The sequence below is a fragment of the Mucilaginibacter sp. genome, assembly GCF_039921305.1.
Taxonomy (GTDB): domain Bacteria; phylum Bacteroidota; class Bacteroidia; order Sphingobacteriales; family Sphingobacteriaceae; genus Mucilaginibacter.
In genome coordinates, this window is sequence record NZ_JBDSCA010000076.1 from 42645 (window position 1) to 68709 (window position 26065).

Annotated in this window: 20 protein-coding genes; 15 read left to right on the top strand and 5 right to left on the bottom strand. The window is 43.1% G+C overall.

Features of this window, described 5'->3' with window-relative positions; all coding sequences use genetic code 11:
* Window positions 1-53 precede the first annotated feature (53 nt).
* The 4 genes from ABIN91_RS21700 to ABIN91_RS21715 form a co-directional block, all read right to left on the bottom strand.
* Complete coding sequence (locus ABIN91_RS21700) at window positions 54-1598, bottom strand: MFS transporter (protein WP_348053716.1); 1545 nt, start codon at window positions 1596-1598, stop codon at window positions 54-56.
* A 132-nt stretch (window positions 1599-1730) separates the two neighbouring features.
* Window positions 1731-2609 carry a hypothetical protein gene (locus tag ABIN91_RS21705; protein ID WP_348053717.1) on the bottom strand — a complete coding sequence of 293 codons (879 nt, stop codon included), beginning with the start codon at window positions 2607-2609 and terminating at the stop codon, window positions 1731-1733.
* 169 nt (window positions 2610-2778) lie between these two features.
* On the bottom strand, window positions 2779-3957 hold the full coding sequence (locus ABIN91_RS21710; RefSeq protein ID WP_348053769.1) for an acetyl-CoA C-acyltransferase: 1179 nt from the start codon (window positions 3955-3957) through the stop codon (window positions 2779-2781).
* Window positions 3958-4126: 169 nt separating this feature from the next.
* Window positions 4127-4834: a Crp/Fnr family transcriptional regulator gene (locus ABIN91_RS21715; RefSeq protein WP_348053718.1), complete on the bottom strand. Its 708-nt coding sequence runs from the start codon at window positions 4832-4834 to the stop codon at window positions 4127-4129.
* 97 nt (window positions 4835-4931) lie between these two features.
* On the opposite strand from ABIN91_RS21715, the gene ABIN91_RS21720 reads away from it, so the two are divergent.
* The 3 genes from ABIN91_RS21720 to ABIN91_RS21730 are packed head-to-tail and all read left to right on the top strand — an operon-like array spanning window position 4932 to window position 7944.
* Window positions 4932-5582, top strand: a complete 651-nt coding sequence (locus ABIN91_RS21720; protein WP_348053719.1) for a class I SAM-dependent methyltransferase — start codon at window positions 4932-4934, stop codon at window positions 5580-5582.
* Window positions 5583-5586: 4 nt separating this feature from the next.
* Window positions 5587-6246 (top strand): methyltransferase domain-containing protein, encoded by a 660-nt coding sequence (locus ABIN91_RS21725; protein WP_348053720.1) that lies wholly within the window; start codon window positions 5587-5589, stop codon window positions 6244-6246.
* 57 nt (window positions 6247-6303) lie between these two features.
* Complete coding sequence (locus tag ABIN91_RS21730) at window positions 6304-7944, top strand: SulP family inorganic anion transporter (protein WP_348053721.1); 1641 nt, start codon at window positions 6304-6306, stop codon at window positions 7942-7944.
* 11 nt (window positions 7945-7955) lie between these two features.
* On the opposite strand, the gene ABIN91_RS21735 is transcribed toward ABIN91_RS21730, so the two are convergent.
* Complete coding sequence (locus ABIN91_RS21735; RefSeq protein WP_348053722.1) at window positions 7956-8255, bottom strand: hypothetical protein; 300 nt, start codon at window positions 8253-8255, stop codon at window positions 7956-7958.
* A 118-nt stretch (window positions 8256-8373) separates the two neighbouring features.
* Between ABIN91_RS21735 and ABIN91_RS21740 the strand changes: the two genes are divergently transcribed.
* The 12 genes from ABIN91_RS21740 to ABIN91_RS21795 all read left to right on the top strand — a co-directional run bounded on the left by ABIN91_RS21740 (window position 8374) and on the right by ABIN91_RS21795 (window position 25990).
* Window positions 8374-10188, top strand: coding sequence for an ATP-binding protein (locus ABIN91_RS21740; RefSeq protein ID WP_348053723.1), 1815 nt, complete (start codon window positions 8374-8376; stop codon window positions 10186-10188).
* Between the two features lie 75 nt (window positions 10189-10263).
* Entirely contained in the window at window positions 10264-13527 is a 3264-nt protein-coding gene (locus tag ABIN91_RS21745; RefSeq protein ID WP_348053724.1) for a CheR family methyltransferase, read from the top strand.
* A 479-nt stretch (window positions 13528-14006) separates the two neighbouring features.
* Complete coding sequence (locus ABIN91_RS21750) at window positions 14007-16007, top strand: copper-translocating P-type ATPase (protein ID WP_348053725.1); 2001 nt, start codon at window positions 14007-14009, stop codon at window positions 16005-16007.
* Window positions 16008-16035: 28 nt separating this feature from the next.
* Complete coding sequence (locus ABIN91_RS21755) at window positions 16036-16404, top strand: hypothetical protein (RefSeq protein ID WP_348053726.1); 369 nt, start codon at window positions 16036-16038, stop codon at window positions 16402-16404.
* A gap of 123 nt (window positions 16405-16527) precedes the next feature.
* Complete coding sequence (locus ABIN91_RS21760; protein WP_348053727.1) at window positions 16528-16776, top strand: heavy metal-binding domain-containing protein; 249 nt, start codon at window positions 16528-16530, stop codon at window positions 16774-16776.
* A 46-nt stretch (window positions 16777-16822) separates the two neighbouring features.
* Entirely contained in the window at window positions 16823-18097 is a 1275-nt protein-coding gene (locus ABIN91_RS21765) for an efflux RND transporter permease subunit (protein ID WP_348053728.1), read from the top strand.
* Window positions 18094-19986 carry an efflux RND transporter permease subunit gene (locus tag ABIN91_RS21770; RefSeq protein WP_348053729.1) on the top strand — a complete coding sequence of 631 codons (1893 nt, stop codon included), beginning with the start codon at window positions 18094-18096 and terminating at the stop codon, window positions 19984-19986. Before ABIN91_RS21765 ends, ABIN91_RS21770 begins: the two co-directional genes overlap by 4 nt.
* Window positions 19986-21209, top strand: a complete 1224-nt coding sequence (locus tag ABIN91_RS21775; protein WP_348053730.1) for a TolC family protein — start codon at window positions 19986-19988, stop codon at window positions 21207-21209. Before ABIN91_RS21770 ends, ABIN91_RS21775 begins: the two co-directional genes overlap by 1 nt.
* The gene (locus tag ABIN91_RS21780) at window positions 21196-22443 is read left to right on the top strand and encodes an HlyD family efflux transporter periplasmic adaptor subunit (protein ID WP_348053731.1); all 1248 of its coding nucleotides are present in this window, start codon (window positions 21196-21198) and stop codon (window positions 22441-22443) included. The genes ABIN91_RS21775 and ABIN91_RS21780 overlap by 14 nt, the downstream gene beginning before the upstream one ends.
* Window positions 22436-23626: an efflux RND transporter periplasmic adaptor subunit gene (locus ABIN91_RS21785; protein WP_348053732.1), complete on the top strand. Its 1191-nt coding sequence runs from the start codon at window positions 22436-22438 to the stop codon at window positions 23624-23626. The genes ABIN91_RS21780 and ABIN91_RS21785 overlap by 8 nt, the downstream gene beginning before the upstream one ends.
* A 534-nt stretch (window positions 23627-24160) precedes the next feature.
* Entirely contained in the window at window positions 24161-24757 is a 597-nt protein-coding gene (locus ABIN91_RS21790; protein WP_348053733.1) for an RNA polymerase sigma-70 factor, read from the top strand.
* 75 nt (window positions 24758-24832) lie between these two features.
* A complete protein-coding gene (locus tag ABIN91_RS21795; RefSeq protein ID WP_348053734.1) occupies window positions 24833-25990 on the top strand; it encodes a FecR family protein in 1158 nt (385 codons plus the stop codon).
* Window positions 25991-26065 lie beyond the last annotated feature (75 nt).

Below are 26065 nucleotides of genomic sequence, written 5' to 3' on the forward strand. Positions count from 1 at the left end.
AAAAAAGCCGTCGTTTATATTAAACGACGGCTTTTTTATTGATACACAATTACTTATTTTTCAGGAGTTGCCCCAGCTGCTTCTATATCTGTTGCTAAAATAATATCTGGGTCTGTAATATAATTACGCTCTTTCAATCGTGGCGATACAAACATATAAACAATCAAAAAACCCGCTATCAGTTCAATAAAGAACCAAAAATAGCTTGCGCCAATAAGATCTTTAAAAATACCATGATGGGCTTTACTATCATTCACAAAGCCTACAAATAAGTTACCCGCGGCAACAGTTAGCAACCAAATAGCGCTCATGGTACCTTTCATTGATATTGGTGCTTGGGTGTAAGCATATTCAAGCCCGGTGATAGATACCATTACCTCGCCTGCCGATAGGATAATAAAAGCTAAAACTTGCCACCAAAAACTTGGATGACCGCCAGCATCAATACTTTGTTGTATAAATGCAATAATAACAAATGATGCCCCCGTTGTAAATAAACCTGCACCTATTCTGCGCAACGGAGTGGTTTTAATTCCTATCTTATCAAAAAACGGGTAAATAAAAACCGTGAAAACTGGTATGAATATCAATAAGAAAACGGGATTTACCGTCTGAATCTGGCCTGGTAAAATAGTTACCATGTCGGATTTTAAATTGAATATACGATTCAAAAATCCATCGTGTAGGAAATGGTATAACCATCCAGGTATATGCATTGTACGATAACAACTTTCTGCTTGTTGAACCCATTCACTCTCTGATTGATCCCACATGGCCCAAAAAATTGGTATAAAAGCAAATACTGCTAATACACGCCAAACAGCTTTAATGCCTTCTACTTTTTCAGGATCAAATTTGCCCTTAGCTACATCCAAAAGTGATTGACCTTTTTCTTTCTTTCCTATATTAAAAAGAGCATATATTGATATAAATACAAAATTGTTTTTATTAACACCCGATGGGGGTACGCGTACATATTTTTTGCGACCCGAAAAGAAGATAACGGTGGCTATTGCCATTAAAATGCCCGGAATCCCAAATGCCCATTTAGCACCATGATATTTGTAAACCCAAGGTATTAGCATCGTAGATACCATTGAACCAGCATTGATACTGAAATAAAACCAACCGTACACTTTAGATAGCAGTGAAGAGTTGCTGGCATCAAACTGATCGCCCACATTAGCCGAAACGCACGATTTAATACCACCTGCGCCAATTGCTATAATAACCAAACCAGTAGTAAAGCCCGATAAATTGGTATCAAAAACAGCTAAACATAAATGGCCTACACAATATACCATTGATATATACAGAATGATTTTGTATTTTCCTGTAAACCAATCGGCAACTAAGCCGCCAATAAAAGGCATAGTATAAGCCAATGCTACAAAAAAGTGTGTGCTTGCGTTAGCTTTTGCGGCAGCATCAGAAGCACTCATGGTTTTGCTGTAAAATTCGGCGGCCAAAAATGTCACCAAAATAGACCGCATTCCATAAAAGCTAAAGCGTTCAGCAGCTTCGTTACCAATAATATAAGGTATGCTTCGGGGGAAACGTGGCTTCTGTTCAGTTACCGGGAGGGTAGTATCTTGCATAGTGTGTTTATAAATTTTCGTCTAAAATAAGATTATTCTGCTAAATCAAAATTTAATGCTGTAAAATAACCATAAAAATCAGAATTATAACTGGCTTTTTAATCTAATTGCAAATCTAATTGCGAATAGTCATTACTCACTCTTTGCCTTTTTAGGATCGCTCAGCAGTTGCTCATCCTTACTATCCGGCATGTTGCGCATATCCAGGTTATCTGCAAACGTCCAGCGCCCTTGGTTATACCGATAGCCCGAGTAGCTCATATCCGGTCCGTAAGTTTCATGTTTACCAACATTCTTTGGTTCCGATGGCGATAGGTGGTCAAATACGATTATTTTCCTTTCCGGGATGTATTTCAACAGCATCGATGCCTGTCTGGAATATTCAAAAACTACCCGCTTGCGGGTTTTGCCATTGCCATCAAAAACTGCCATCCCCAGCACAGGTTTGCCATCTTTAAAACTCAACATATCTATCACCTTTTTAGTTGATAGGTTACTGCTACCTTTCCATCCCAATAAAGTATAGTAAGGCAAGGCTGCATCTGGCTGAATGATCTTATAATACTGTGCCCCCAGCCATTTGCGGTTATCGGTTATGGTATCTTCGGGGTTGGTCATATAATCCGAGTAATCTTCTAGCGGGTGTAATTGTAATTTTTCGGTATTAATTTGCACCGCGCCATAAAAACGGTAACTGCCGTCGTTATTGGTAATATGCCATGTCAATAACCTGAAATGACTATCAGGCGCACCCACAATACTGATGTTTTTAAGCGAATCAAAAGGATAAAAGTATGAGTTTGGAGTTTTAAGCGCCATCACCAATGTTTTGATAAAAGCATAATTCGCGTTTTTACGCTCCAGTTCGTTCTCGATACCGGCAAACTGCTTTCCCAGCACTTTTAAACTATCCTCGTAAATCCTTAACTGCTTTATATCTCTCGCATCAAAATGTTGTGCAGATGCGAAGCTAATAGCAAAGAAAAAGAAAATAATAAGAGCGGATCTCAAAAAAATGATGTCATTTCGAACGATAGTGAGAAATCTTCTGCAAGCGATAAGTAAGCGTGAAAAGTCTAAAACAGACCTATCGCACTCAAAAGATTTCTCCTCGTACCTCGTTCGAAATAACATGTTTAAAGTCTTGATTCCTGATTCTTACCTCTTGATTCTAATCTTCTTAACGCAAATTCTCAATCACAATTGCACTGGCCCCGCCGCCGCCATTACAAATGCCGGCAACACCAAGCTTACCACCGCTTTGCTGCAACACGTTTAACAAAGTAACCACAATACGCGCGCCCGAAGCACCCAGCGGGTGCCCCATAGCAACGGCGCCGCCATTCACATTCACTTTATCAGCATCCAGTTTCAATATCTGGTTATTGGCTAATGATACTACCGAAAAAGCTTCGTTGATCTCAAAACGGTCAATATCTGCAACCGTTAAGCCCGCACGCTGTAAAGCTAATGGTATAGCCTTAGATGGGGCAGTAGTGAACCACTCCGGCGCTTGCTGTGCATCCGCGTAAGCTATAATTCTGGCCAATGGTTTAATACCTAATTCATCGGCCTTTTGTTTACTCATTAAAACCAATGCGGCCGCGCCATCGTTTAAGGTTGAGGCATTGGCTGCCGTAACCGTTCCATCCTTTTTAAATACAGGTTTTAGTCCCGGTATCTTATCAAAATTAACGGCGTTGGGTTCTTCATCAGCATCAAATAAGGTAACATTGCCTTTTTTATCCTTGATCTCAACCGGGGTTATCTCGTTAGCGAATTTCCCGGCCTTTTGTGCCGCTTGCGCGCGATGATATGATTCAATAGCGAAGGCATCCTGCTGTTCACGGCTTATATTACAATCAGCCGCGCAAAGCTCCGCTGCCGAACCCATATGGTAATCATTATAAACATCCCAAAGGCCATCCTTAACTAAGCCATCTGTAATTTGGCCGTGGCCTAAGCGGTAGCCGTTACGGGCTTTATCCAAGTAATAAGGCACATTGCTCATGCTCTCCATACCACCAGCAACCACAATATCATTTTGCCCTAGAGCGATGCTTTGCGCAGCCAGCATAATAGCTTTGGTACCGCTCGCGCAAACTTTGTTAATAGTAGTGGCAGGTACATCTGGCAAGCCTGCAAACTTAGCTGCCTGCGTAGCAGGGGACTGCCCCAAATTGGCCGACATCACATTGCCCATATAAACTTCCTGCACCTGCTCTGGCTTTAAGCCCGCTTGCTCAACCGCAGCCTTAATAGCCACAGCGCCTAATTGCGTTGCCGGAAACGATGCCAAACTGCCGCCAAAACTGCCTATAGGCGTGCGCGTAGCAGCTACTATATATACTTCGTTCATCATTGTTAAAACTTAAATAATTGGTTGTGCAAATTTAGTAAAATAGTCGTAAGTCCGGGAAGCCGAAAGCTCGAAACCTCCGCGCTGGCGGTCACGGATTATAAATATTTGTCTCTTTGAGAGATTTATCAAGTTATTTTAGAGATGGCTGACAGTCAACCATCCTGGCTTAATGGTAATTTGATTTTTTGACAAGCCGCTGAATGTCCATGATCGATATTTTTCGGCCATCTGTTTCCACTATACCCTCCGCTTTAAATTCCTTTAGTAAGCGGATTACGTTTTCCTGAGCGATGCCTGCCATATTGGCCAGATCCATCCGGGAGATATTTAAAATGACCTCATTTTCTTCTGATCCTGCCTCTTTGTATTTTTCGCGAAGCACAATCAATGCGATAGCCAACCGTTCTGATGCTGTCCGTTGAGCGATCACGGAAATGCTGTTTGCCAGAACCGTAAACTCATGACTGAGCGCTTTCAGCAACCGTCTGTTAAATGCAGGTGAGCGGTGCAAAACGCTAATGAAATCATCCTGGGGTATAAAGCTGATTAAACTATCCTCAATGGCAGCTGCGGAATCCGGATACCTTTCTTCAGATAAAACAGCGTGATACCCTATTAGCTCGTTAGGGCCGGCAACGTAAATAATCTGCTCTTTGAAAAGATTGTCTACTTTGTATTTTTTGACCTTTCCGCTCCGGATAAGAAAAATGCCAGAAGGCACAGAGCCTTCTCTGAAAATTACATCCCCTTTGCGGAATTTCTGCTCACTCTGGTGCGAAACTAGTTCCGCATAATGTTCTTCGGAAAGGACATTAAGCATCGATTGCGTGGTAAAGTTCCATCTGTCAATAGGGAAAATTCCGGATAAACTCATACCGTAAAGATACACATTTAAAAAACTGATAAAGATCAGCTTTTGTCTTGATCTGTTTCTGTAAATTGATTATTTACTGTGGATAAATTTGGAGTTGATGAAAGCTTACCCATTCTCCAATTTCCCGCCTTTCCCTGATGAATTGGCCGCAAATCTAAAAAAGGTACATTTAACCGCTTCTTTGTTCAGCAATGATGCCGCTTTTGACTGGATGTACCCACAACATTTTCAGCTGCTGTCATTGAAACACTGGACGCCATTGGCCATTGCCCGAAAAGCCGCCGAATTTTTAGCTGAACCGGGTGCCAGGGTATTAGATATCGGTAGCGGGGTCGGTAAGTTTTGCATGGCCGCCGCCTATCATTTTCCTGAAACTTATTGGCATGGGGTGGAGCAGCGGCATAAACTCATTTGTCAGGCGGAGGACGCAAAAGGTTATACCCAATTGCCCAATGTTAATTTTATCTATGCCAACATTACCCAAGTCAATTTTAAGGAGTTTGATCATTTCTATTTTTATAATTCTTTTTATGAGAATATTGACCTCGAAAATCAAATCGATGATACCATAGAACTATCGGCAAGTCTTTACACCTACTATAACAAATATCTCTGTGCTGCGCTGAATAAAAAGTCTTCAGGAACCAGGCTGGTTACTTTTCATAGTTTCGAGCAAGAAATACCGCCGGGTTTTAAACTGGCCGATGTGGCATGTGATGGGTTAATGAAAATGTGGATCAAAGCCTGATTGTATGGAGACCTTACAATTTTTACATTCACGAATTAGAAGTTTTCAAACCGAAAAAAAGGAAAAAAGACTGGTTGATGAACTATTAAACCCCTCGTTGTTCCGGTATGACACCGCTTTTGACCACCTGTACCCCGAGCATATCCAGGAGTTGTCAGCTATGCACTGGACGCCGGTGGACATTGCTAAAAAAGCAGGAGATTTTCTGTCCATTCCAAATACCCAGGTGCTGGATATCGGTAGCGGGGTAGGGAAATTTTGTTTAACAGCCGGATTTTTTCACCCGGAAACCGTGTTTTACGGAATAGAGCAGAGAGAGGAATTATACACTTTTGCTGAAATAGCAAAGCAGGAGATTGATCTCCCTAATGTTCATTTTATCCATGGAAACCTGACGGAATTGGATTTCAGTAGTTTTGACCATTTTTATTTCTATAACGCCTTCTATGAAAATATTGAGCCGGATAGCCGGATAGACTATAGTGTAAGAACTTCTTTTGAGCTATATGACCGGTATAGCCGGTTTGTTTACCAAATGTTGGAAAAGAAGCCTCCGGAAACAAGGCTGGTAACCTTTCATGCCGAAGGCACGCAAATTCCGCTAGGCTATCGATTGGTGGATAATTCCTATAGCAAGGTATTGAAAATGTGGATAAAGGAATAGTGGGTGATTTCTGGCCCTGTTATAGAAATTATAATAAAAGACATTAAAACCGATACCATGTTTAAACCAAAGCTCATACACACCTTAAAAAACTATAAAAGGGAGCAATTTTATAAAGATCTGATTGCCGGGGTCATTGTGGGGATAGTCGCCCTTCCCTTAGCGATAGCCTTTGCGATAGCCTCCGGGGTTTCCCCTGAAAAAGGAATTTTTACGGCGATTATTGCGGGGCTTGTTATATCCGCTTTAGGCGGCAGCCGGGTACAGATCGGCGGCCCTACCGGTGCTTTTATCGTAGTGGTTTATGGTGTTGTACAACAATTTGGCATTAACGGACTGATCGTTGCAACTTTTATCGCCGGGATACTGCTGATCATTATGGGGTTAACTAAACTGGGCAACGTCATAAAATACATTCCCTATCCCTTAATCATTGGCTTTACTACCGGTATTGCCGTTATCATTTTTTCTTCTGAAGTAAAAGATTTTCTGGGTTTGAAGATGGGCGGTGTACCGGCTGATTTTATCAGCAAATGGTTGGCTTACGGCCAGCATTTATCTTCAGTCAATCTTTACGCGGCAGCTATAGGGGCCTTTACCTTACTAATCGTTTTGCTATGGCCAAAAATCACCCATAAAGTTCCGGGGTCCTTAATAGCCATTATTGTCACCACTTTTGCTGTTAGCTTTTTCCATTTGCCAATTGAAACCATTGGCAGTCGTTTTGGGCCGATTCCATCATCATTACCCACACCGGTTATTCCGGGCGTAAGCTTTGCCATTATTCAGCAATTAATCCGGCCGGCCATTACCATTGCGCTATTGGGGAGTATTGAGTCTTTATTATCCGCTGTAGTCGCGGATGGGATGATCGGTGGCAATCACCGCTCCAATACCGAACTAATTGCCCAGGGAGTTGCCAATATCTGTTCATCTATCTTCGGAGGGATTCCAGCAACCGGCGCTATTGCCAGAACAGCTACCAATATCAAAAATGGAGGCAGAACGCCCGTTGCGGGAATTATCCATGCGCTTACCTTATTGGCCATTATGCTGTTTGTAGGCAAATGGGCGGCGCTAATCCCTATGGCAACCCTTGCCGGGATATTGATCGTAGTTGCCTGGAATATGAGCGAATTGGAGAATTTCCGGGCGGTGTTGAAAGGCTCTAAAAGCGATGCTGCCGTTTTAGTAACCACTTTCGGGCTAACTGTACTGGTGGATCTTACTGTGGCTATCGAGATCGGAATGATTCTGGCTGCCTTCCTGTTTATGCGAAAAATGATGCAGGCGAGTTCGGTACATCAGGCTATTGTTCCGGTAGATGAGCTCATCAACCTGGACGATATACCTACAGGAGTTGATGTTTTTGAGATTAACGGCCCTTTATTTTTTGGCGCTGCCTATAAATTCAAAGATGCGATGAAAGTTATCGAAAACCCGGCTAAGGTATTAATTATTAGAATGCGGAACGTGCCGGTTATTGATGCCACGGGTATCCGGGTATTGCGCGAGGTTTATACCGCAACAAAGAAACAGGGAACAAAACTGATCCTTACCGAAGTGAATAGTGTACAGGTGGCGGATGAATTAAAAAAGGCGCGTTTGTTATTTCAGATCGGCAAGGGGAACATCAAAGATACTTTTCAAAACGCTTTAATGCGGGCAAACGATATTTTAAGCAGGGCTAATGGATAAAAAACTTCACGTTAAAGGATATCCGGCCAGCCAGCGAACTGGCCAATATGGAACGCGGCCTGGCATAAGGGAAAAATGAAACCTCCGCCATTTCGCACCGGCAGATGGTCCACCGGAAAAAGAACGGAGAACTGATCAGCATGGATATTCAACTCGCTCCGTTCCGGTTCAAAGGGGTTAGAACCAGCATCGACGTCGCTACTGATATCACAGAGCGGCTGAACTATATCAAAGCCATTGAACATCAAAAACATAACGGAGGTAACCAGCATCGTGCCTGTCAAATAGTGACCAAGCACATTATTCAACATGTTTATAATCATTACCGGACTATCCGGTAATGATGAAATTTGTTTATTATATTTGGTATACCATTTTTCCTAATTTAAACTACCTTAACCCAGCGATGATTGCTGTTAAAACACAACAATGGTGCAAAAACATAAAAGATCAGCAATAGCGGTACCCAGGGTTTTGGCGGCAGATGACGGACAAACTGCCGTCCTCGAAGCGGCAGGGCTCGATGGCGTTTGCACGGACCAGCACCTGAACGTGCTGAAAGCCTTTGGCAATACGACGCGCTATCTGAAAGATGAAAATTTTATTTTTGATCTCAGCGAACTATTACCGGATGATGTGTCTGTGGTGGTTAAAGCGGCGGCGCGCCAGGCGCTGCAATTACATCAGCGGGTTACGTTAAGCGAATTAAATTTTGGCGGAAGCGGACATTCCGTAAACATCGTCATCAGCCCCTTTTTGACCGGTGAACCAGCAGATTGGCAATTACTCGTTCTGTTTACCACCAATAAAAGAAAAGCGAAAGACAAATCCCTGATTATGCCCGGGGATACAAAGCAATTTATCCAGCAGCACGTGGCCAGTTTGGAACTGGAACTTGCCGAGACAAAAAGCAACCTGGAAACAGCGTATGGATTGATCAACTCTTCCGATGAAAACATTCAATCCTTTCACGAGGAACTCCAGTCAGCGAATGAAGAAATGCATAGCGCAAATGAAGAACTTCAGTCTGTTAATGAAGAGTTACAGACCGTTAACCGGCAACAGCAGCAAACCAATGATGAACTTACAGAATCTAACGATGACCTGAATAATTATTTTCGGAGCAACACCAACGGACAGTTATTCGTTGATCATGATTTATTGCTCAAAAAGTATTCGCCGGGTGCGGTCAAACACATCAATCTCCGGGAGAGCGATATTGGGAGGCCATTGGCGGATATTACGACAAACATCAAGTTTGAAACGCTGGTTGCCGATATCAGGCAGGTCATGCAGAACGGCCACACCATTACCCGGGAAGCGGAATCTTCCGAGGGAAAAGTATACCAGGTGATGACCATGCCCTATATCCGGCAAAATACAGGTAATACCGATGGCGCTATTATCAGCTTTTACGACATTACCGAACTCAAAAAACTGTTGGCCGCACTGGATATCAGTAATCAAAGCCTGACCGATTCCGTCGCCGCGCTCGAATTGAACAGGGAGCTGGTGAGCCAATCCCTGGAAAAGGAAAAACAATTGAACGTAATGAAAAGCCGTTTTGTATCTATGGCTTCTCATGAATTCAAAACCCCGCTGACCGCCATACAGCTTTCTGCGGAACTGATCGGAAAGATCGCGCTGGAGCTGGATCACCCGGTTGTTAAAAAGTACACCGAGATGATCAAAAATGCAGCAAAAAACCTGACTAACATCTTAAATGATTTTTTATCACTGGAGTTGCTGGAAACCGGCAGGATTAACCCGATACTCAGCGAGTTTGATGTGGTCAAATTTGCAGCCGATATTGCCGAAGATATGCAGTCTTTAACCAAAGGAGAGCAGCAAATCAGGTACCGCCATTTCGGCAAGGGCCATTTAGTTACCCTTAATCCGTCACTGCTTAAAAACTGTATCATCAACCTGATCAGCAATGCTATCAAATATTCGGGCGCTAATTCCTTAATTGGGTTTTGTACCAAAATCACCAGCAGCCATTTAACCATCATTATCCGCGATAACGGCATCGGCATACCCAAAGAGGACCAAAAGCATCTCTTTGAAGCTTTTTTCCGGGCGCATAATATCGGGAATATCCCGGGAACCGGCCTGGGCCTAAATATCGTGATGCGTTATACGGCGTTAATGAACGGAAAAGTCCGGTGTAAAAGCCTGGTTAATGAAGGCACTACATTTACGATCACGCTTCCGGTTAAACCAACCGGGTATTTAAACGCCTGAAAATAAATAAATTAATACCTGTTATTAGTTTTACCTTTACCTTCATAGACTTTCTTTTTTAATCTTCATTAACTCATGGCTAAAATTGTCGATCAACAGTATATCATAGCCATTGGTGCATCGGCCGGCGGCCTGGAAGCGGTATCCGCCTTTTTTGATTATACCCCGCTGGACTCCGTATCCTATATCCTGATACAGCATCTTTCGGCTGATTTTAAAAGCGAGATGGTGCAGATCCTCGCCCAGCACAGTAAACTGAAGGTGGTGGAGGCCATTGAGAATGTAGATATTAAAGCAAACACTGTTTACCTCATCCCCAGCACTAAGTTTATGGCCGTAAAAAAAGGCCGGCTGATCCTTTCTGATAAAAAAGATCAACCACGCCCGCATATGACCATCGATTACTTTTTTTCGTCGCTGGCCAAAGAACGTGGTAATAAAGCCATCGGCCTAATTCTTTCCGGCACAGGCAATGATGGATCCAAAGGTATCGAAGCGATCAAACAAGCAGGCGGTATTGTACTGGTACAAGATCCGGGCACAGCCAGTTTTAACGGCATGCCGTTATCGGCGATAGCGACGGGTTGCGCGGATATGATCCTCTCACCCCAGGCGATGCCGCAAGTTATTGAAGACTATGTCAAAGACGGCATACTGGAATTGCTAACTGACCAGCCGGTAGGCCAGATCAGCGAAGGAGAGCTTGGAGAGATATTCAGTTTGATCAAAAGCAGCCTGCCACTTGATTTCAGCGATTATAAGCGTCCGACGATCATCCGGCGGATTAAACGGCGCATGGTTGCGCATAATTTCAACAAGGTGAGTACCTATAAGGATTATTTAACGGATAATGCTGTAGAAATAGCCTTGCTGGCCAATGATTTCCTGATCAGTGTAACCTCGTTTTTCAGAGACCCGGAAGCCTTTAAGATCATCGAAGAAACCGTTATTCCGGTTATTGTCAAAAAGAACAACACAGAAGTGTTAAAAATATGGGTAGCCGGGTGCGCTACCGGCGAAGAAGCCTATTCCATGGCTATACTGATCAAAGAATATTTAAACAAGCATCCTAAAAATATCGAGGTCAAAATATTTGCTTCGGATATCAGTAAGGCCGCGCTGGATACCGCAGCTAAGGGCATTTACCCCGAAAGCATTATTAAAATGGTATCCAAAGAAAGGCTGCAGCAATTTTTTACCAGGGAAGGTACAGGCTATAAAGTCAAACATGATATCCGGAAGATGCTGATCTTTGCCCAGCATGATCTGACCAAGAACCCACCCTATTGTAATATCGACCTGATCAGCTGCCGTAACCTGCTCATTTACCTCAATGTGGCATTACAGCAAAAGGTATTTTCTTTGTTGCATTTCGGATTGAAACAAGGGGGGTATCTTTTTTTGGGCCCCAGCGAGAGCGCCTCTGTCATTAAAGATGGCTTTAACGAGATCAGCGGCAAATGGAATATCCTGAAAAGTAATAAGACAGGCCGTGTGATCCGTTTTGATGGCTTTTCATCGCACCGGATCGAGGAATTCAAGACGACGGCGATAGAAGTAAGCAAAAAGCACATTGTGCCGGTATCGAAAACCGAACTCACCGATCAGATCAATTCCGCTTTGTTAAAAGAATCCGAGTTCAATGGCGTTTGTACCGACGAAAACCTATCCGTCGTTCGGTCATTTGGCAACACTAAAGCCTATTTAAAAAATATCAACTTTAATCATAATCTGAATGATCTGCTGCCTGCGCACATTTGCATCGCTTTTAAAGCCGCTGCCTACAAGGCGCTGAAGCTGAACGAAAGGGTAGTGCTTGACGGGCTCAACCTGGAGGGCTCCGGCAAGGCAAAAAACAGACTGATCAATATCGTTCTCAGCCCCTTTGCTATCGCCGCCTCGGAACAAAGGCTACTACTGGTTTTGTTTACAGAAAGCGAGACTGCCATCACCGAAAAAAATGTTATCCAGGTGGAAGATATCAGCGAAGTAACCCGCGAGCATGTGATCAGCCTGGAGCAGGAGGTAGCGCAATTAAAACACACCGTGGATATAGCGCATGAGCGTATAGCTTCTTCCAATGAAAACATGCAGTCTTTTAACGAAGAGCTGCAATCCGCCAACGAGGAAATGCAGTCCGCCAACGAAGAAATGCAAAGCACGAACGAAGAGCTGCAATCAGTAAACGAAGAACTCCAAACCGTTAATAAGGACCACCAGCTAACCATTGACGAGTTAACAGACCTGAATGACGACCTGAATAATTACTTCCGCAGCAATATCAACGGCCAATTGTTTGTGGATAGGGAGCTGCTGCTGAAAAGATATTCGCCCGGTGCAGTGAAGCATATTAATATCCGCGAGAGTGATATTGGCCGGCCACTTAGTAACATAACGACCAATATCAAATTTGAAACATTGATTGCTGATGTAAAAAAAGTCATTCATAACGAGGAACCCATTACCCGGGAAGCTGTAGCGGCCGACGGAAAGGTCTACCATGTGATGACCATGCCTTACCTGAAGAAAAACAGCAAAAAGGCCGATGGAGCCATTATCAGTTTTTATGATATTACCGAACTGAAAAAGCTATTACAGGAACTGGACATCAGCAATAAAAGCCTGGACATCAGTAACCGAAGCCTGGATCATAGCAACAAAAGCTTGCTGAGAATTAACGCTGACCTGAATAACTTTGTTTTTGGCGCTTCACACGACCTTAATGCACCCATCGTTAATATTGAAATGCTGCTGGATATATTGAATGATAAGCTGGACATCCACGACCCGGAGGTTATGGAATTATCCGGTATGATGAATAAAGCTGTTACCAATTTTAAAGCGATCATCAGCGACCTGGCCAGGATCGGTTATATTGAATCGGAGGATACCGATGATAAACGGGAAAGTTTCCCGGCGCTTTTTGAAGAGATCAAAGAAACCCTGTCGGAAAAGATCAAGGTTTCGAAAGCCGTTTTCCACACCGATTTCCGGAAAAAAGAGGTACGGTTTGCCAAAAAGAATTTGAGAAGCGTGATGCTGAACCTCATCACAAATGCGTTGAAGTTCACTTCCCCGGATCGTTTGCCGGAGATCAGTATTAAAACCGAAAAAAAGGACCAGTTTATCCTATTAACGATCACTGATAATGGCATCGGCATTAGCAAAGACGAGGTCGATCATATCTTTAAAAAATACAAGCGGGTTAGCTCGGGTACAGAAGGTACCGGCATCGGACTGTACCTCATCCGGAAGATCGTCAACGCTTCAGGCGGCAAGATCGAAGTGGAATGTGCAACGGAAAAAGGATGCACTTTTAAAATATTTTTTAAAATATAACAGCAGACTGGCCTTATATTTAGTATGCTATTCAATAAATAAATCCAGACTGACCGCTGTACTGAGTTGAATACTTCTTTTGTGATAACTTGTTGTTTATAAATAAGTTGTATAAATACAGTCTCTTAAAAGACGAGCCGTTTTTTCTGGTCATTTCCACCATATACAGTGGTACCCATTTTTAATGTCAAGATAATCAAGTATTGGCTGAGCCGATAAGGGCAGGTGTTTTTTTACTTCAGTGACCAGGCAATACTTGGCCAATGCCAATAACTTATTGATACAATAGCGATTGTTTTGTAAAAGATGATAACGATCACTTATTAACGTGTTGATAGTTAACGTGAATTAATTTTTTATAGCAGATTTTTGTAGTAGTAAACTTCACGCTTGCGCCGCGCATTGTTACTGGGTAATGAAGGCAAAAGAAAAAGCGGTGAAGAAACCGTAATTTAGATTTAGTTAATTAAATGCAAGTAATGGATCATAGTAAAATGCACAAAGGTCATGATCCGCACATGGGCATGTCGGAGCACGACCATCATGCTATGATGATCACTGATTTTAAAAAGCGTTTCTACGTAGTATTGTTATTGACCATTCCTATTATGTTGTTATCAACCATGATGCAACATTTTATGAGTGTTAACTGGCAGTTCACAGGGTCTTCCTACATTTTGTTTGCTCTATCTTCAGTTGTGTTTGTTTATGGCGGCTGGCCATTTTTAACAGGACTCGTTGATGAGGTAAAGTCAAAAAATCCCGGTATGATGTTTCTTATCGGCTTTGCCATAACGGTTGCTTATAGCTATAGCGTTGCTGTTGTATTCGGTTTAAAGGGAATGGACTTCTTCTGGGAACTGGCTACCTTGATCCTGATCATGCTGTTAGGGCACTGGATAGAAATGCGTTCGGTGATGGGGGCCTCAAATGAACTGGAATTACTGGTACAACTCATGCCATCAGATGCACATATGGTAATGCCAGACATGGTGCATGATGTAAAAACCGATACCCTAAAAGAAAATGATATTATCCTAATTAAGCCAGGTGAGAAAGTTGCGGCGGACGGTATCATATTAGAGGGCGAAAGTTATTTGAACGAATCGATGCTGACGGGGGAATCAAAGCCTGTACTCAAAGTGAAAGGCGATAAAGTTATTGCCGGCGCTATCAATGGCAACGGCTCCTTTAAAGTTACCGTATCCCACGCCGCCAAAGATTCCTATCTGTCGCAGGTGGTTAAATTGGTGGACGATGCACAAAAATCCAAATCTCAAACGCAGTTATTGGCTGATACAGCAGCCAAATGGCTAACCGTGATCGCGTTGGTAACGGGTATCGGCACATTTCTGTTTTGGTACTTAACAGGGCACACCTTAGCGTTCGCGATGGAAAGAATGGTAACGGTCATCGTTATATGCTGCCCTCATGCTTTGGGTTTAGCCGTACCGCTTGTGGTGGCTAAGTCAACGGCCCTGTCAGCTAAACATGGCTTGCTCATCAAAAACAGAACCGCGTTTGAAAATGCCAGGAAGATCACAACCGTTGTATTCGATAAAACCGGTACGCTTACTGTTGGAAAGTTTGAAGTGTCAAAAGTGGTTTCCTTACAAAAAGGCATCAATGAAAATGAGATCATACGTTTAGCATCGGCATTAGAGCAAAAATCGGAACACCCTATTGCAACAGGTATCCTGCAAAAAGTTAAAGACTTAAAGATCGGCGTACCTCCAGCAAGCGATTTTAAAGCTATAACCGGTCAGGGTGTCGAAGCGACAGTTGAGGGTAAAAAAATACTGGTCGTTAGTCCTGGTTATTTAAAGGAGCATAAGCTAACGCCACCTGATGGCTTTACCGCCAATGATACCGAAACCGTAGTTTTTGTATTGGTCAATAACGAATTAGCAGGTTATATTGCCTTATCTGATAAAATACGGCCCGAATCTGCAGAAGCTATTAAAATTTTAAAGGAAGAAAACATCAAATCGATCCTGCTAACCGGGGATAACCAAAAAGTAGCCGCCAGCGTAAGTAAAACATTGGGCATGGATAGTTATATTGCAGAAGTGTTGCCGCATCAAAAATTAGAAAAGATCAAAGAATTACAAAGCAAAGGCGAGTTTGTAGCGATGACCGGGGACGGCGTTAACGATGCACCTGCACTTGCCCAGGCTGATATTGGCATAGCCGTAGGTTCTGGCAGCGATATAGCCGCAGAAACCGCCGGGATCGTTTTGGTGAATAGTAATCCCAAAGATATTGTTAGCCTGATCCTATTTGGTAAGGCGACTTATCGGAAAATGATACAGAACCTGGCCTGGGCGACTGGTTATAATGTTGTGGCTTTACCACTGGCCGCGGGTGTGCTGTATAACCAGGGCATTGTGTTAAGTCCGGCGGCTGGTGCTGTACTGATGACGGTAAGTACCGTAGTGGTTGCGATCAATGCCAGCTTATTAAAAGTAAAGAACCAATAGCTAACAGATAAATCCATATATTTGAATAATGAAACGCTCCGCGCTTATTTTATTAACGGCAATTTATCTTTTATCCCTTGTGGGTATTGGTATAAATCGTTTTTATTGCTGCGGTAAGCTCACTTCGGTTACACTGACCTATGCTTCGGCAGATCATACCGATAAAGGTAATTGCTGCAAGCACGAAAGCAAAAGCTTTAAAATAAAGGATAGCCATATTACGGGGAACACCACCGTTTTAAGTCCGTCCATGCCGGCAGTATTACCTGCGCCTGCTTATTTGGATGCGGTTAATATTCTTACTGAACAAGCTACTTCTGTCAACTATCAGGCTAACGCTCCGCCGGGGAGCCCTGATATACCCATCTATACCCTTAACTGCGCCTACAGGATCTGACCTGTATTTTCAATAGCCCAACATTTCTGTACCTGGCTATATTTTCACTATAACCCATCTTAATTCATAATGCACGCATAGGTTTTGCCTATGTTATTTATTCATTTCTTAAATTTTAAACTCATGAAAAAAGTAATGCTGATGGCTGTTGCCATCCTGTTTTCTGCCGCGACTGTTTTTGCCGCACATTCAATTAACCCAGTTTCTGACACCACCAAAACCAAAAAGGTAAAACCCGTTGCGAAAGTTCAATACACCTGTACCATGCACCCGGAAGTGATTAGCGATAAACCAGGCAAATGCCCCAAATGCGATATGACGTTGGTGAAAAAGGGCGACAAAAAGAAACCCGCTGAAAAGATGAAAATGTAAGCTATCACGGGGATACGGTTCGCTGTATCCCCTTAATACAATTAAGATGATTAATCAACTTATTTCCCTGTCCTTAAAAAACAGGTATATCGTGCTGCTAACCGCCATCGCCCTTTTTGCCTGGGGCGCCTACTCGGTCAGGGAAAACCCGATCGATGCCATCCCCGATCTGTCGGATAACCAGGTGATCGTATTTACCGAATGGCAAGGGCGCAGCCCGCAGATCATGGAAGACCAGGTAACTTATCCATTGGTAAGTAACCTGCAAGGCATCCCCAAAGTAAAAGCCATCCGCGCTACTTCCATGTTCGGGATGAGCTTTGTTTATATCGTTTTTGACGATAAAGCGGATGTGTATTGGGCACGAAGCCGGGTACTGGAACGGCTTAACTATGCGCAGCGTTTACTACCCGAGGGTATCACGCCAACATTGGGGCCGGATGGCACAGGTGTAGGTCATATTTTATGGTACACTTTAACTGCCAAAGGCATGAGTTTGGGCGAACAGCGGGCTTTGCAGGATTGGTATGTAAAATTAGGTTTGCAAACCGTTCCCGGAGTAAGCGAAGTAGCCTCTTTCGGCGGCTTTGAAAAACAATACCAGGTCACTATCGATCCGCATAAGCTTAGTTATTATAACATACCGCTATCACAAGTTTTAAAGGCAGTTAAAAGCAATAACAATGATGTTGGTGGTCGCAAGTTTGAAATGAATGGCACCGGGTACATTGTACGGGGCCTGGGTTATATTAAAAGTTTGGGTGATGTAGAAAATATCCCTATCGGGGTGATCAACTCCATCCCGGTTAAAATTAAAGATGTGGCTACCGTACAAATGGGCGGTGATGAACGTCTGGGTATCTTTGACCGGAATGGCGATGGCGAAGCTGTAGGCGGTATCGTAGTGATGCGCTATGGCGAAAATGCGGATAAGGTGATCCATGCCGTCAAGGATAAAATGGCCGATATTCAAAAAGGCTTGCCTGCCGGTGTTAGCTTTAATATTGCTTATGACCGTAGCGAACTCATTGAAAACGCGGTTAATTCGGTCAAGCATACGCTGATCGAAGAAATGATAACCGTTTCCATTATCGTTATCCTGTTCCTGTTTAGCTGGCGTAGTGCCTTGAGCATTATTATTCAGATACCCATTACTATCGCGGCCGCCTTTATTTTATTAAATGCTTTCGGCATCAGTTCCAATATCATGTCATTAACCGGTATCGCTTTAGCCATCGGGGTAATTGTAGATAACGGCATCGTCATGGTAGAAAACTCGCATAGAAACTTATCTATCGCACAACAAAAAGAAAAGTCATGACCACAGCAGAACGAATTAAGATCATAGAAGCATCCTGCAAGCAGGTTGGCCGTGGCGTGTTCTTTTCAACGCTTATCATTGTAGCGTCCTTCCTGCCGGTATTCTTATTAGAGGGACAGGAAGGCAAATTATTCGGGCCATTAGCCTGGACAAAAACATTTATACTGGCCATTGATGCCATATTAGCGGTAACGCTGGCACCGGTACTGATCTCTTTCTTTTTGAAAGGGAAACTAAGGACTGACGACCATAACCCGCTGAACCGGGGATTAGAAAAGATATACCACCCCATTCTTAATTGGTGTGTCACCTGGCGTAAAACTACCCTAACTATCAATATTATTGCGCTGTTAATCAGCATACCGCTATTATTAAGCTTAGGCAGTGAGTTTATGCCGCCTTTGGACGAGGGAACGATCTTGTTTATGCCAGTCACCCAACCGGACGTTTCCAATGCGGAAGCTAAACAGTTGTTGCAGGTACAGGACAAGATCATTAAAAGCATACCCGAAGTAAAAAGCGTTTTAGGGAAAGCAGGGCGGGCCAATACCGCTACGGATAATTCGCCGATCAGTATGACGGAGACCATTATCCTGTTGAAACCAAAAGACGAATGGCGCAAAGGGATCAAAAAAGAAGATATTATCAATGAGCTAAACGCCAAGCTGCAAATACCAGGTGTAGTGAACGGCTGGACACAGCCTATCATTAACCGGATCAATATGTTATCTACCGGTATCCGTACCGATGTGGGATTGAAGGTATACGGGCAGAATTTAGATACCATCAGCGCCTTAGCCACCCAGATGAAAATGTCCTTGCAAGGTGTAGACGGCGTTAAAGATCTATATGTTGACCCGATTACCGGCGGTAAATACCTGGATATCCAGGTGAATAAAGAGGCCATAGGCCGTTATGGTTTAAGCGTAGATGATGTGAACGAAGTGGTAGAAAGCGCTTTGGGCGGTATGAACCTGACCAAAACGATAGAGGGCAGGCAGCGCTTTAGTGTCAATGTACGTTTTGCGCAGGATTACCGCAATAACCTGGATGCGATCAAAGGCGCCTTAGTACAAACAGCCAATAACGGCCCGATACCCTTATCATCCGTTGCCAATATAAAGATCAATGATGGCCCGGCCATGATACAATCGGAAAATGCGCTATTGCGGGGAACGGTATTATTTAATGTGCGCGACCGTGATCTGGGCAGTACCGTTAAGGAGGCGCAGGACAGGTTAAATGCGATGGTCAAAACGCTGCCAAAGGGCTATTATATCGAATGGAGCGGACAGTATGAGAATTTGATAAGGGCAGAACACACCTTAAAGATGATATTACCTGTTGTACTTCTTATTATTTTCGCCTGCCTGTATTTCGCTTTTCATTCTATCCGCGAGGCATTTTTCAGCCTAATCTCTATACCGTTCGCCTTGATCGGCGGCGCATATATGGTGTATTTCTTTGGGGTACATTTATCGGTAGCTGTTGCAGTCGGCTTTATAGCCTTGTTTGGTATCGCCGTAGAAACGGGCATTGTGATGGTGATCTACCTTAATGATGCGATGCAACAGTTGGTTACCTTAAAAGGCAATTCTAAGGAAACCATTACCAAAGAGGATCTGCGAATTTATGTAATGAACGGTGCCGTGAAACGCCTGCGGCCAAAACTAATGACGGTTTGTGTTGCCTTGTTTGGTTTAGTGCCGGTGCTTTGGGCAACCGGAACTGGCAGCGATGTGATGCTGCCCATCGTACTGCCGATGATCGGCGGGGTATTAACTTCTTCCACGCACATTTTACTGGTTACACCGCTCATCTTTTTGATGGTGAAAGAATACGAACTTAAGAAATATGGCAAGCTGGAAGTATTGGAGGTAAAGGAATAATGAAAAAATATCAAATTATATTAACAGCGATGCTATGCGTGGCCAGTTTTGCCAAAGCACAGCGCCTGCCTTTAGACAGCGTTTTAGCCCGTGTTCGTACTAACCCTGCTTTAATGGCTTATGATGCAAAGGCCAGTGCCCAGGAAGCTTACGCGACCGGGGCAAAAAGCCTGGATGCGCCAAAGGTAAGCGCGGGCCAGTACCAGGTTCCTTATCAGCTTAGTCCGAACGGCGGCGCGTTTATGATACAGGCAGAGCAAATGTTTACCAATCCGGCCAAGCTAAAAGCAAAGGAAGATTATATGAAAGGTTTATCTAAGGTAACGGCAACGGATAAAAACTACCTTAAGAATCAATTGATCGCCCAGGCCAAGCAATACTATTATGAACGTGTGGTACTGGAAAAAAAACTGGCGCTGTTACAGCATACGCAAGATCTGCTTGAATATATGCTCAAGGATGCCAATATCCGGCTGACTTATGGCAAGGAAAAGCTGCCCAATATTTATAAAGCCAAAGCAGAGTTATTTGAACTGGATAATACCCGGGAGCAACTCAATAACGAGATCAGCCAAAAAAACATCATGCTGAATACCTTAATGAACCGGGAGAAACAGGCCGTCTTTTTGGTGGATACCATTTACGTATTAAAGGAATATGAAACGATTATAACAGACACTGCTACCCTCGCCAATGCACGGAGCGATATAAAAGGGATCAACCGGAACATCGATTTGCAGCAACTCAATGCACAAATGGAATACGCCAAACGCAAACCGGATTTTGGGATACAGGCGGGACACATGCAAAGCTACGGCGGTATGGCCAACCAATATTTACTGATGGGTTCGGTAACCATCCCTATCGTTCCCTGGGCCTCTAAGGAATATAAGGCCAATTTGAAAGGTATCCGCTATGAACTAGAAGAATTACAGCAAAAGAAGCTGGACATACTCAACCAGGCACAGGGGCAACTGGCGGGAATGAGAACGGATATGAGCAGTAAGAAACGGCAGTTGAAAAACTATGAGCAAAACATCATACCTGCTTTGCAAAATGGCTACAAAACAGCGTTGCTGGCCTACGACCAAAACACCGGGGACTTACCATCCGTTTTGGACGGCATCAAAAGTTTACAGCTAATACGCATGGAGGCATTAGATCGCTTACAGGAACTATTAACCTTACAGGTAGCTTATGAAAGGGAAAATGAAAGCAATTAAAATTATCCTGGTGGGCTTTATAGCGGTACTCAGCGCCTGCTCCAACCCGAAACCTGCTCCAGTAGTAGTTCAGGCAAAAAGCGAAGTGAAATATACCTGCCCGATGCACCCGCAGATATTGGAAGACCATCCGGGTAGCTGCCCCATTTGCGGCATGACCCTGGTAAAAAGATCAGGCCAGGCCAGTGAGGGCGCGGGTATCAGTTTGAATACCGTATTGCAGCCGGTTAATTCTTCGGTCGTTTCCACGGTTAAAGCTATTGTACCCGAACAAAAGGAAATACAAACCAGCATTTCGGCAGATGGTTACCTGGATTTTGATACACGAACTTTTAATAATATCGCATCCCGTTTTTCGGGGCGTATTGAAAAGTTATACATCAAATATGTTTTCCAGGAGATACACCATGGGCAGCGCATTTTTGATATTTATAGCCCGGAACTGGTTACCGCACAACAGGACTTAATTTTTATCAGTAAAAACTCACCAGGGGAACCAGGATTACTCAATGCGGCGCGACAGAAACTATTATTACAGGGAATGACCAATGATCAGGTTAACCAGGTTGTTAAAAACGGGAAGCCTTTTTATAGCCTGCCCGTTTTTAGCCCTTATGATGGCCATGTTCATGATGTGGCGCATAGCCAGATGAGCGGCATTTCGGATCAAAAGGCGGCTTCGGACTTTTCAAATAACCTGCCGTTAGCGATCAAAGAGGGTATGTATGTTGAAAAAGGGCAAACCTTGTTCAATGTAGTTGATCCGCATAGGATATGGGCCATCATCAAGATCGACCGTTCTGATATGGCTACTTTAAAATTAAACCAGCCGGTAAAAATTTCGCTGCCGGATATGCCGGGGAAAACACTTTACGGAAAGGTTAATTTTATAGAGCCTGTTTTACAGAGTGGGGATAAGACAACGGGTATCCGGGTTTATCTGGACAATATGGATCACGAGCTGAAAGTAAACAGCCTCGTCAAAGCCGAAATACAAACCGGGCAAACAAAGGGCTTATGGATACCCCGGTCTGCATTGGTTGATCTGGGCCTGACGCAAATTGTGTGGCTGAAAAAGGGCGCAGCCTACCAGGCGCACCAGGTCAGTACTGGTACAATAAATGGCACTCAAATACAAATTATTAAGGGTTTAGCTGTTACGGATAGCCTGGCATCAAACGCCCAATATTTAACAGACAGCGAAAGTTTTATTAAAACGCAAAGTCATGAATAAATTGAAAATAGTAGCGCTGCTCTTAGTTTTAGGTGTTGCTGCCTGCAAGCAAAAACCGCAGCAGGTAGCCATACAGCAAAACAAAGCTTATTATACCTGCTCTATGCACCCGCAGGTACATGAGGAACATCCAGGCAATTGTCCTATTTGTGGCATGAAACTGATCAAAGTGGAACTTACGGGTACAGTCGGTGCCAATTCTGATAAAATAACCCTGACGGCAACTCAGCTTCAGTTAGCCGGTATCCAAATAGATACCGTTAGGGATGAAAATATTGGCAACGAAAAAACGCTGACGGGTAAGGTAACTACGAATGAAAATACAGCCGCCGAATTAAGTGCGAGAATAGCGGGACGGGTACAGCAATTATTTGTAAGGACTGTCGGTGAAAAAATAACCATAGGGCAACCCGTTTATTCCATATACAGCGAAGATTTGCAGGAAGCTGAAAAGGAATACCTGTTGGCTAAACAGCAACAAAAGATATTACATAACCCGGATGTGGACTACCAGCAACTGATCAGTGCCGCCGAAAACAAGCTGCAATTATGGGGTTTATCAGCCGCTCAGATCAAAAACCTGGCTACTTCAGGGAAAGTATCGGCCACCACAACCGTGTTAAGTAAAGTCGGCGGCACGGTTAGCGATATTTCGGTTCATGAGGGAGATTATGTGACCGAGGGTATGACCATATTAAAAACGCAGGCATTAAATAATTTGTGGATAGAAGCACAATTGTACGCCAGCGATGCCGGGAACTACAAAGAAAACGACCAGGTAAGTGTTTCTTTTCCTGATCTGAACGGACAAGTTATTCGGGGTAAGGTAGCATTTGTCAATCCCGAACTATCAGAAGCCTCTAAAGTTGATCTGATAAGGGTAAGTATCCCCAACCCGCAGGGATTGATCCGGCCTGGGATGCTGGCTTATATCGCTGTTTCGAGCAAAGGAAATCGTTCATTGGCTGTTCCAGCATCCGCTATTTTGACATCTGGTAAAGGAAATATGGTTTGGGTTAAAAATAAGAACGGCAGCTTTTCTGCAAAAATGGTCACATTGGGTTCGGGGAACTCAACTTATGTATCTGTTCTTTCAGGATTAAGCCCAGGCGATATTGTGGTCACCAATGGCGCTTATTTGTTAAATAGTGAAGCCATTTTTAAAAACGGGGATAAAGGATAATCAACTACTATTAAATTAAGATGTTGATTTTATGAATATATTGAGTGTCATAGTCTTATGAGTCATTCGATGAGTAGGGGTACTTCCTGAAATTACTCACCTTTTGTAGGGAATTAGTGAATAAATAGTGTTTTGACCTAAAAACAAAAAGCCCGCTATCGTTAGATTTGCGGGCTTTTCCTGTGTTTGATATTGATATCAGCGGTGAGGGACTGAGCGCTTTCAGTAACCGTCCGTTAAATGCAGGTGAACGGTGAATGAGATCATTTAAAAGTAATTTTTTTATCGAAATAACTGAATTTTTGCATGCGAAATTTACCGGAATCGGTATTTCTATGAAAATTCTCTATTTTTTTATTAATTTTTATATCAGGAACGTAATTTTTATTTGTTTTTTGATCAAAAAAATAATACAATCATAATTATTTTAGTTGTTCGCATCTTTTTGGGTTAATAATCTGCTTATTTGCTAAATTTATAGTGTTAATTTTAAATAAAGATAATGTAAACGCAAGATACTTATCAAAATAGCAAATGGAATTGTCGAAAACCCCTACAGACGAAGAATTGATCCTTTTAATAGCCAAGGACAATACCATTGCGTTTAAAATGCTTTATAACAGGTATTGGAAAAAAATGCTGGCAAAAGCCTATGGTCAGTTACGATCTTATACACTTGCAGAAGAGGTTGTTCAGGATGCCTTTATTAACCTTTGGAAACGCAGGCATACCATTACGCTCAAATATACTTTCCACACTTATATCGCATCAGTTGTAAGATATGAAGTAATGACGCAATTGGCGAAAAAGAACAAACAACCGTTATATATTGATGATCTGGAGATCCCTGCAGTTGCCGACAATGCTACTCAACAATGGCTTGATTTCGATGAATTAAAGCTGCAAATAGAATCATTGGTAGACACACTGCCGGATAAGTGCCGGTTGGTATTTAAACTAAGCCGGGATAAAGGACTTTCTGATAAACAGATCGCTGAAAACCTTGCTATATCTTCAAAAACAGTTGAAGCCCATATTAGTAAAGCGCTTAAAACCCTACGCTTAAGTCTTAACAACTTCCTTTGCCTCACGCTTTTCTCATGCGTTCTGGTCTATCTGGCAGGCTGGTAAAAAAAATATTTTTCCGCTCACTAAGGGTACCTTACTGGTTTTATACGCTATGTAATAAATGCAAATCATTTTTAAATGCAGCACTTGACTGAAAAAGAGTTACAAGAATTATCCGACAAATGGTTAAGTGGTGATCTTAGCTGCGAAGAGCGGGTGAAATTGGATAAATGGTATAACCAGGAATTGCCCGGGGCCATTAACTGGGAGAACGGGGATAATAATGAATTTGAATTAGGAGAGCGTTTATTTGAAGGGATACAGAAAGCGCAGAAAGAACCCCCGGTCAGGCATAGGCCCTTCATAATTAAAATAGGATTAAGCCATACCCGAAAGCTGGCGGCTGCTCTGGTTTTGCTTACAGGCGCTGCCTTGTTTTATTACCTGTTGCCGTTTAATAAAAGTAATACGGGCGTTGGTCAGGCTATTTTATCGGGAACAAAAAATACTAATAAAGCGATACTTACGCTAGCCGACGGTTCAACAGTGATCTTGGATAAAACCCGAAAAGGACTGGTGGCCAAACAGAGGAACACGCAAGTAAATAAAACCGGCAACGGATCATTAAGCTACCATAGTACCGTCACCGGTATGGCCACATCGGATATGCAATATAACAGCATAGCTACACCGGTAGGCAGCCAGTATGAAGTAACTTTAGCTGATGGTACCAAAGTTTGGTTAAATGCCCTGAGTAGCCTAAAATACCCAACAGCCTTCAATGGGGCTGATAGGGTGGTAGAGCTGACGGGTGAGGCCTACTTTGAGGTGGCAAAAAATAAGCACAAACCATTTAAGGTCATACTGGCAGATCATGCCTCAATAGAGGTTTTAGGGACCCATTTTAATATCATGGCTTATCAGGATGAAACAAACATCAATGCCACCTTACTGGAGGGTTCCATCAAAGTAAAAAAAGGCGCGGTAGATCAAATGATCATACCCGGTGAACAAGCTGAGATCACAGATCAGATCAAAGTTTCTGCCGTGGATGCGCAGAAAAGCATCGCCTGGAAAAATGGGCTGTTTAGCTTTGATAGATCGGATACTAAAACTATCATGAGGCAAATAGGACGATGGTACGGTGTTGAAATTGCTTATCAGGGTAAGATACCGGCAAATCAACTGACGGGGTATATTGCCCGTTCTTCTAATTTAACAGAGGTTTTAAAAATGCTGGAAATAAGCGGGGTAAAAAGCTCCATAAAAGAAAATAAGGTTACAATAATCAACTAATTAATTTTTAACCATTAAACGCAAATAAGCTATGGACCCATAACTACCCACCCATGGCCTCAATAAAAAAAACCG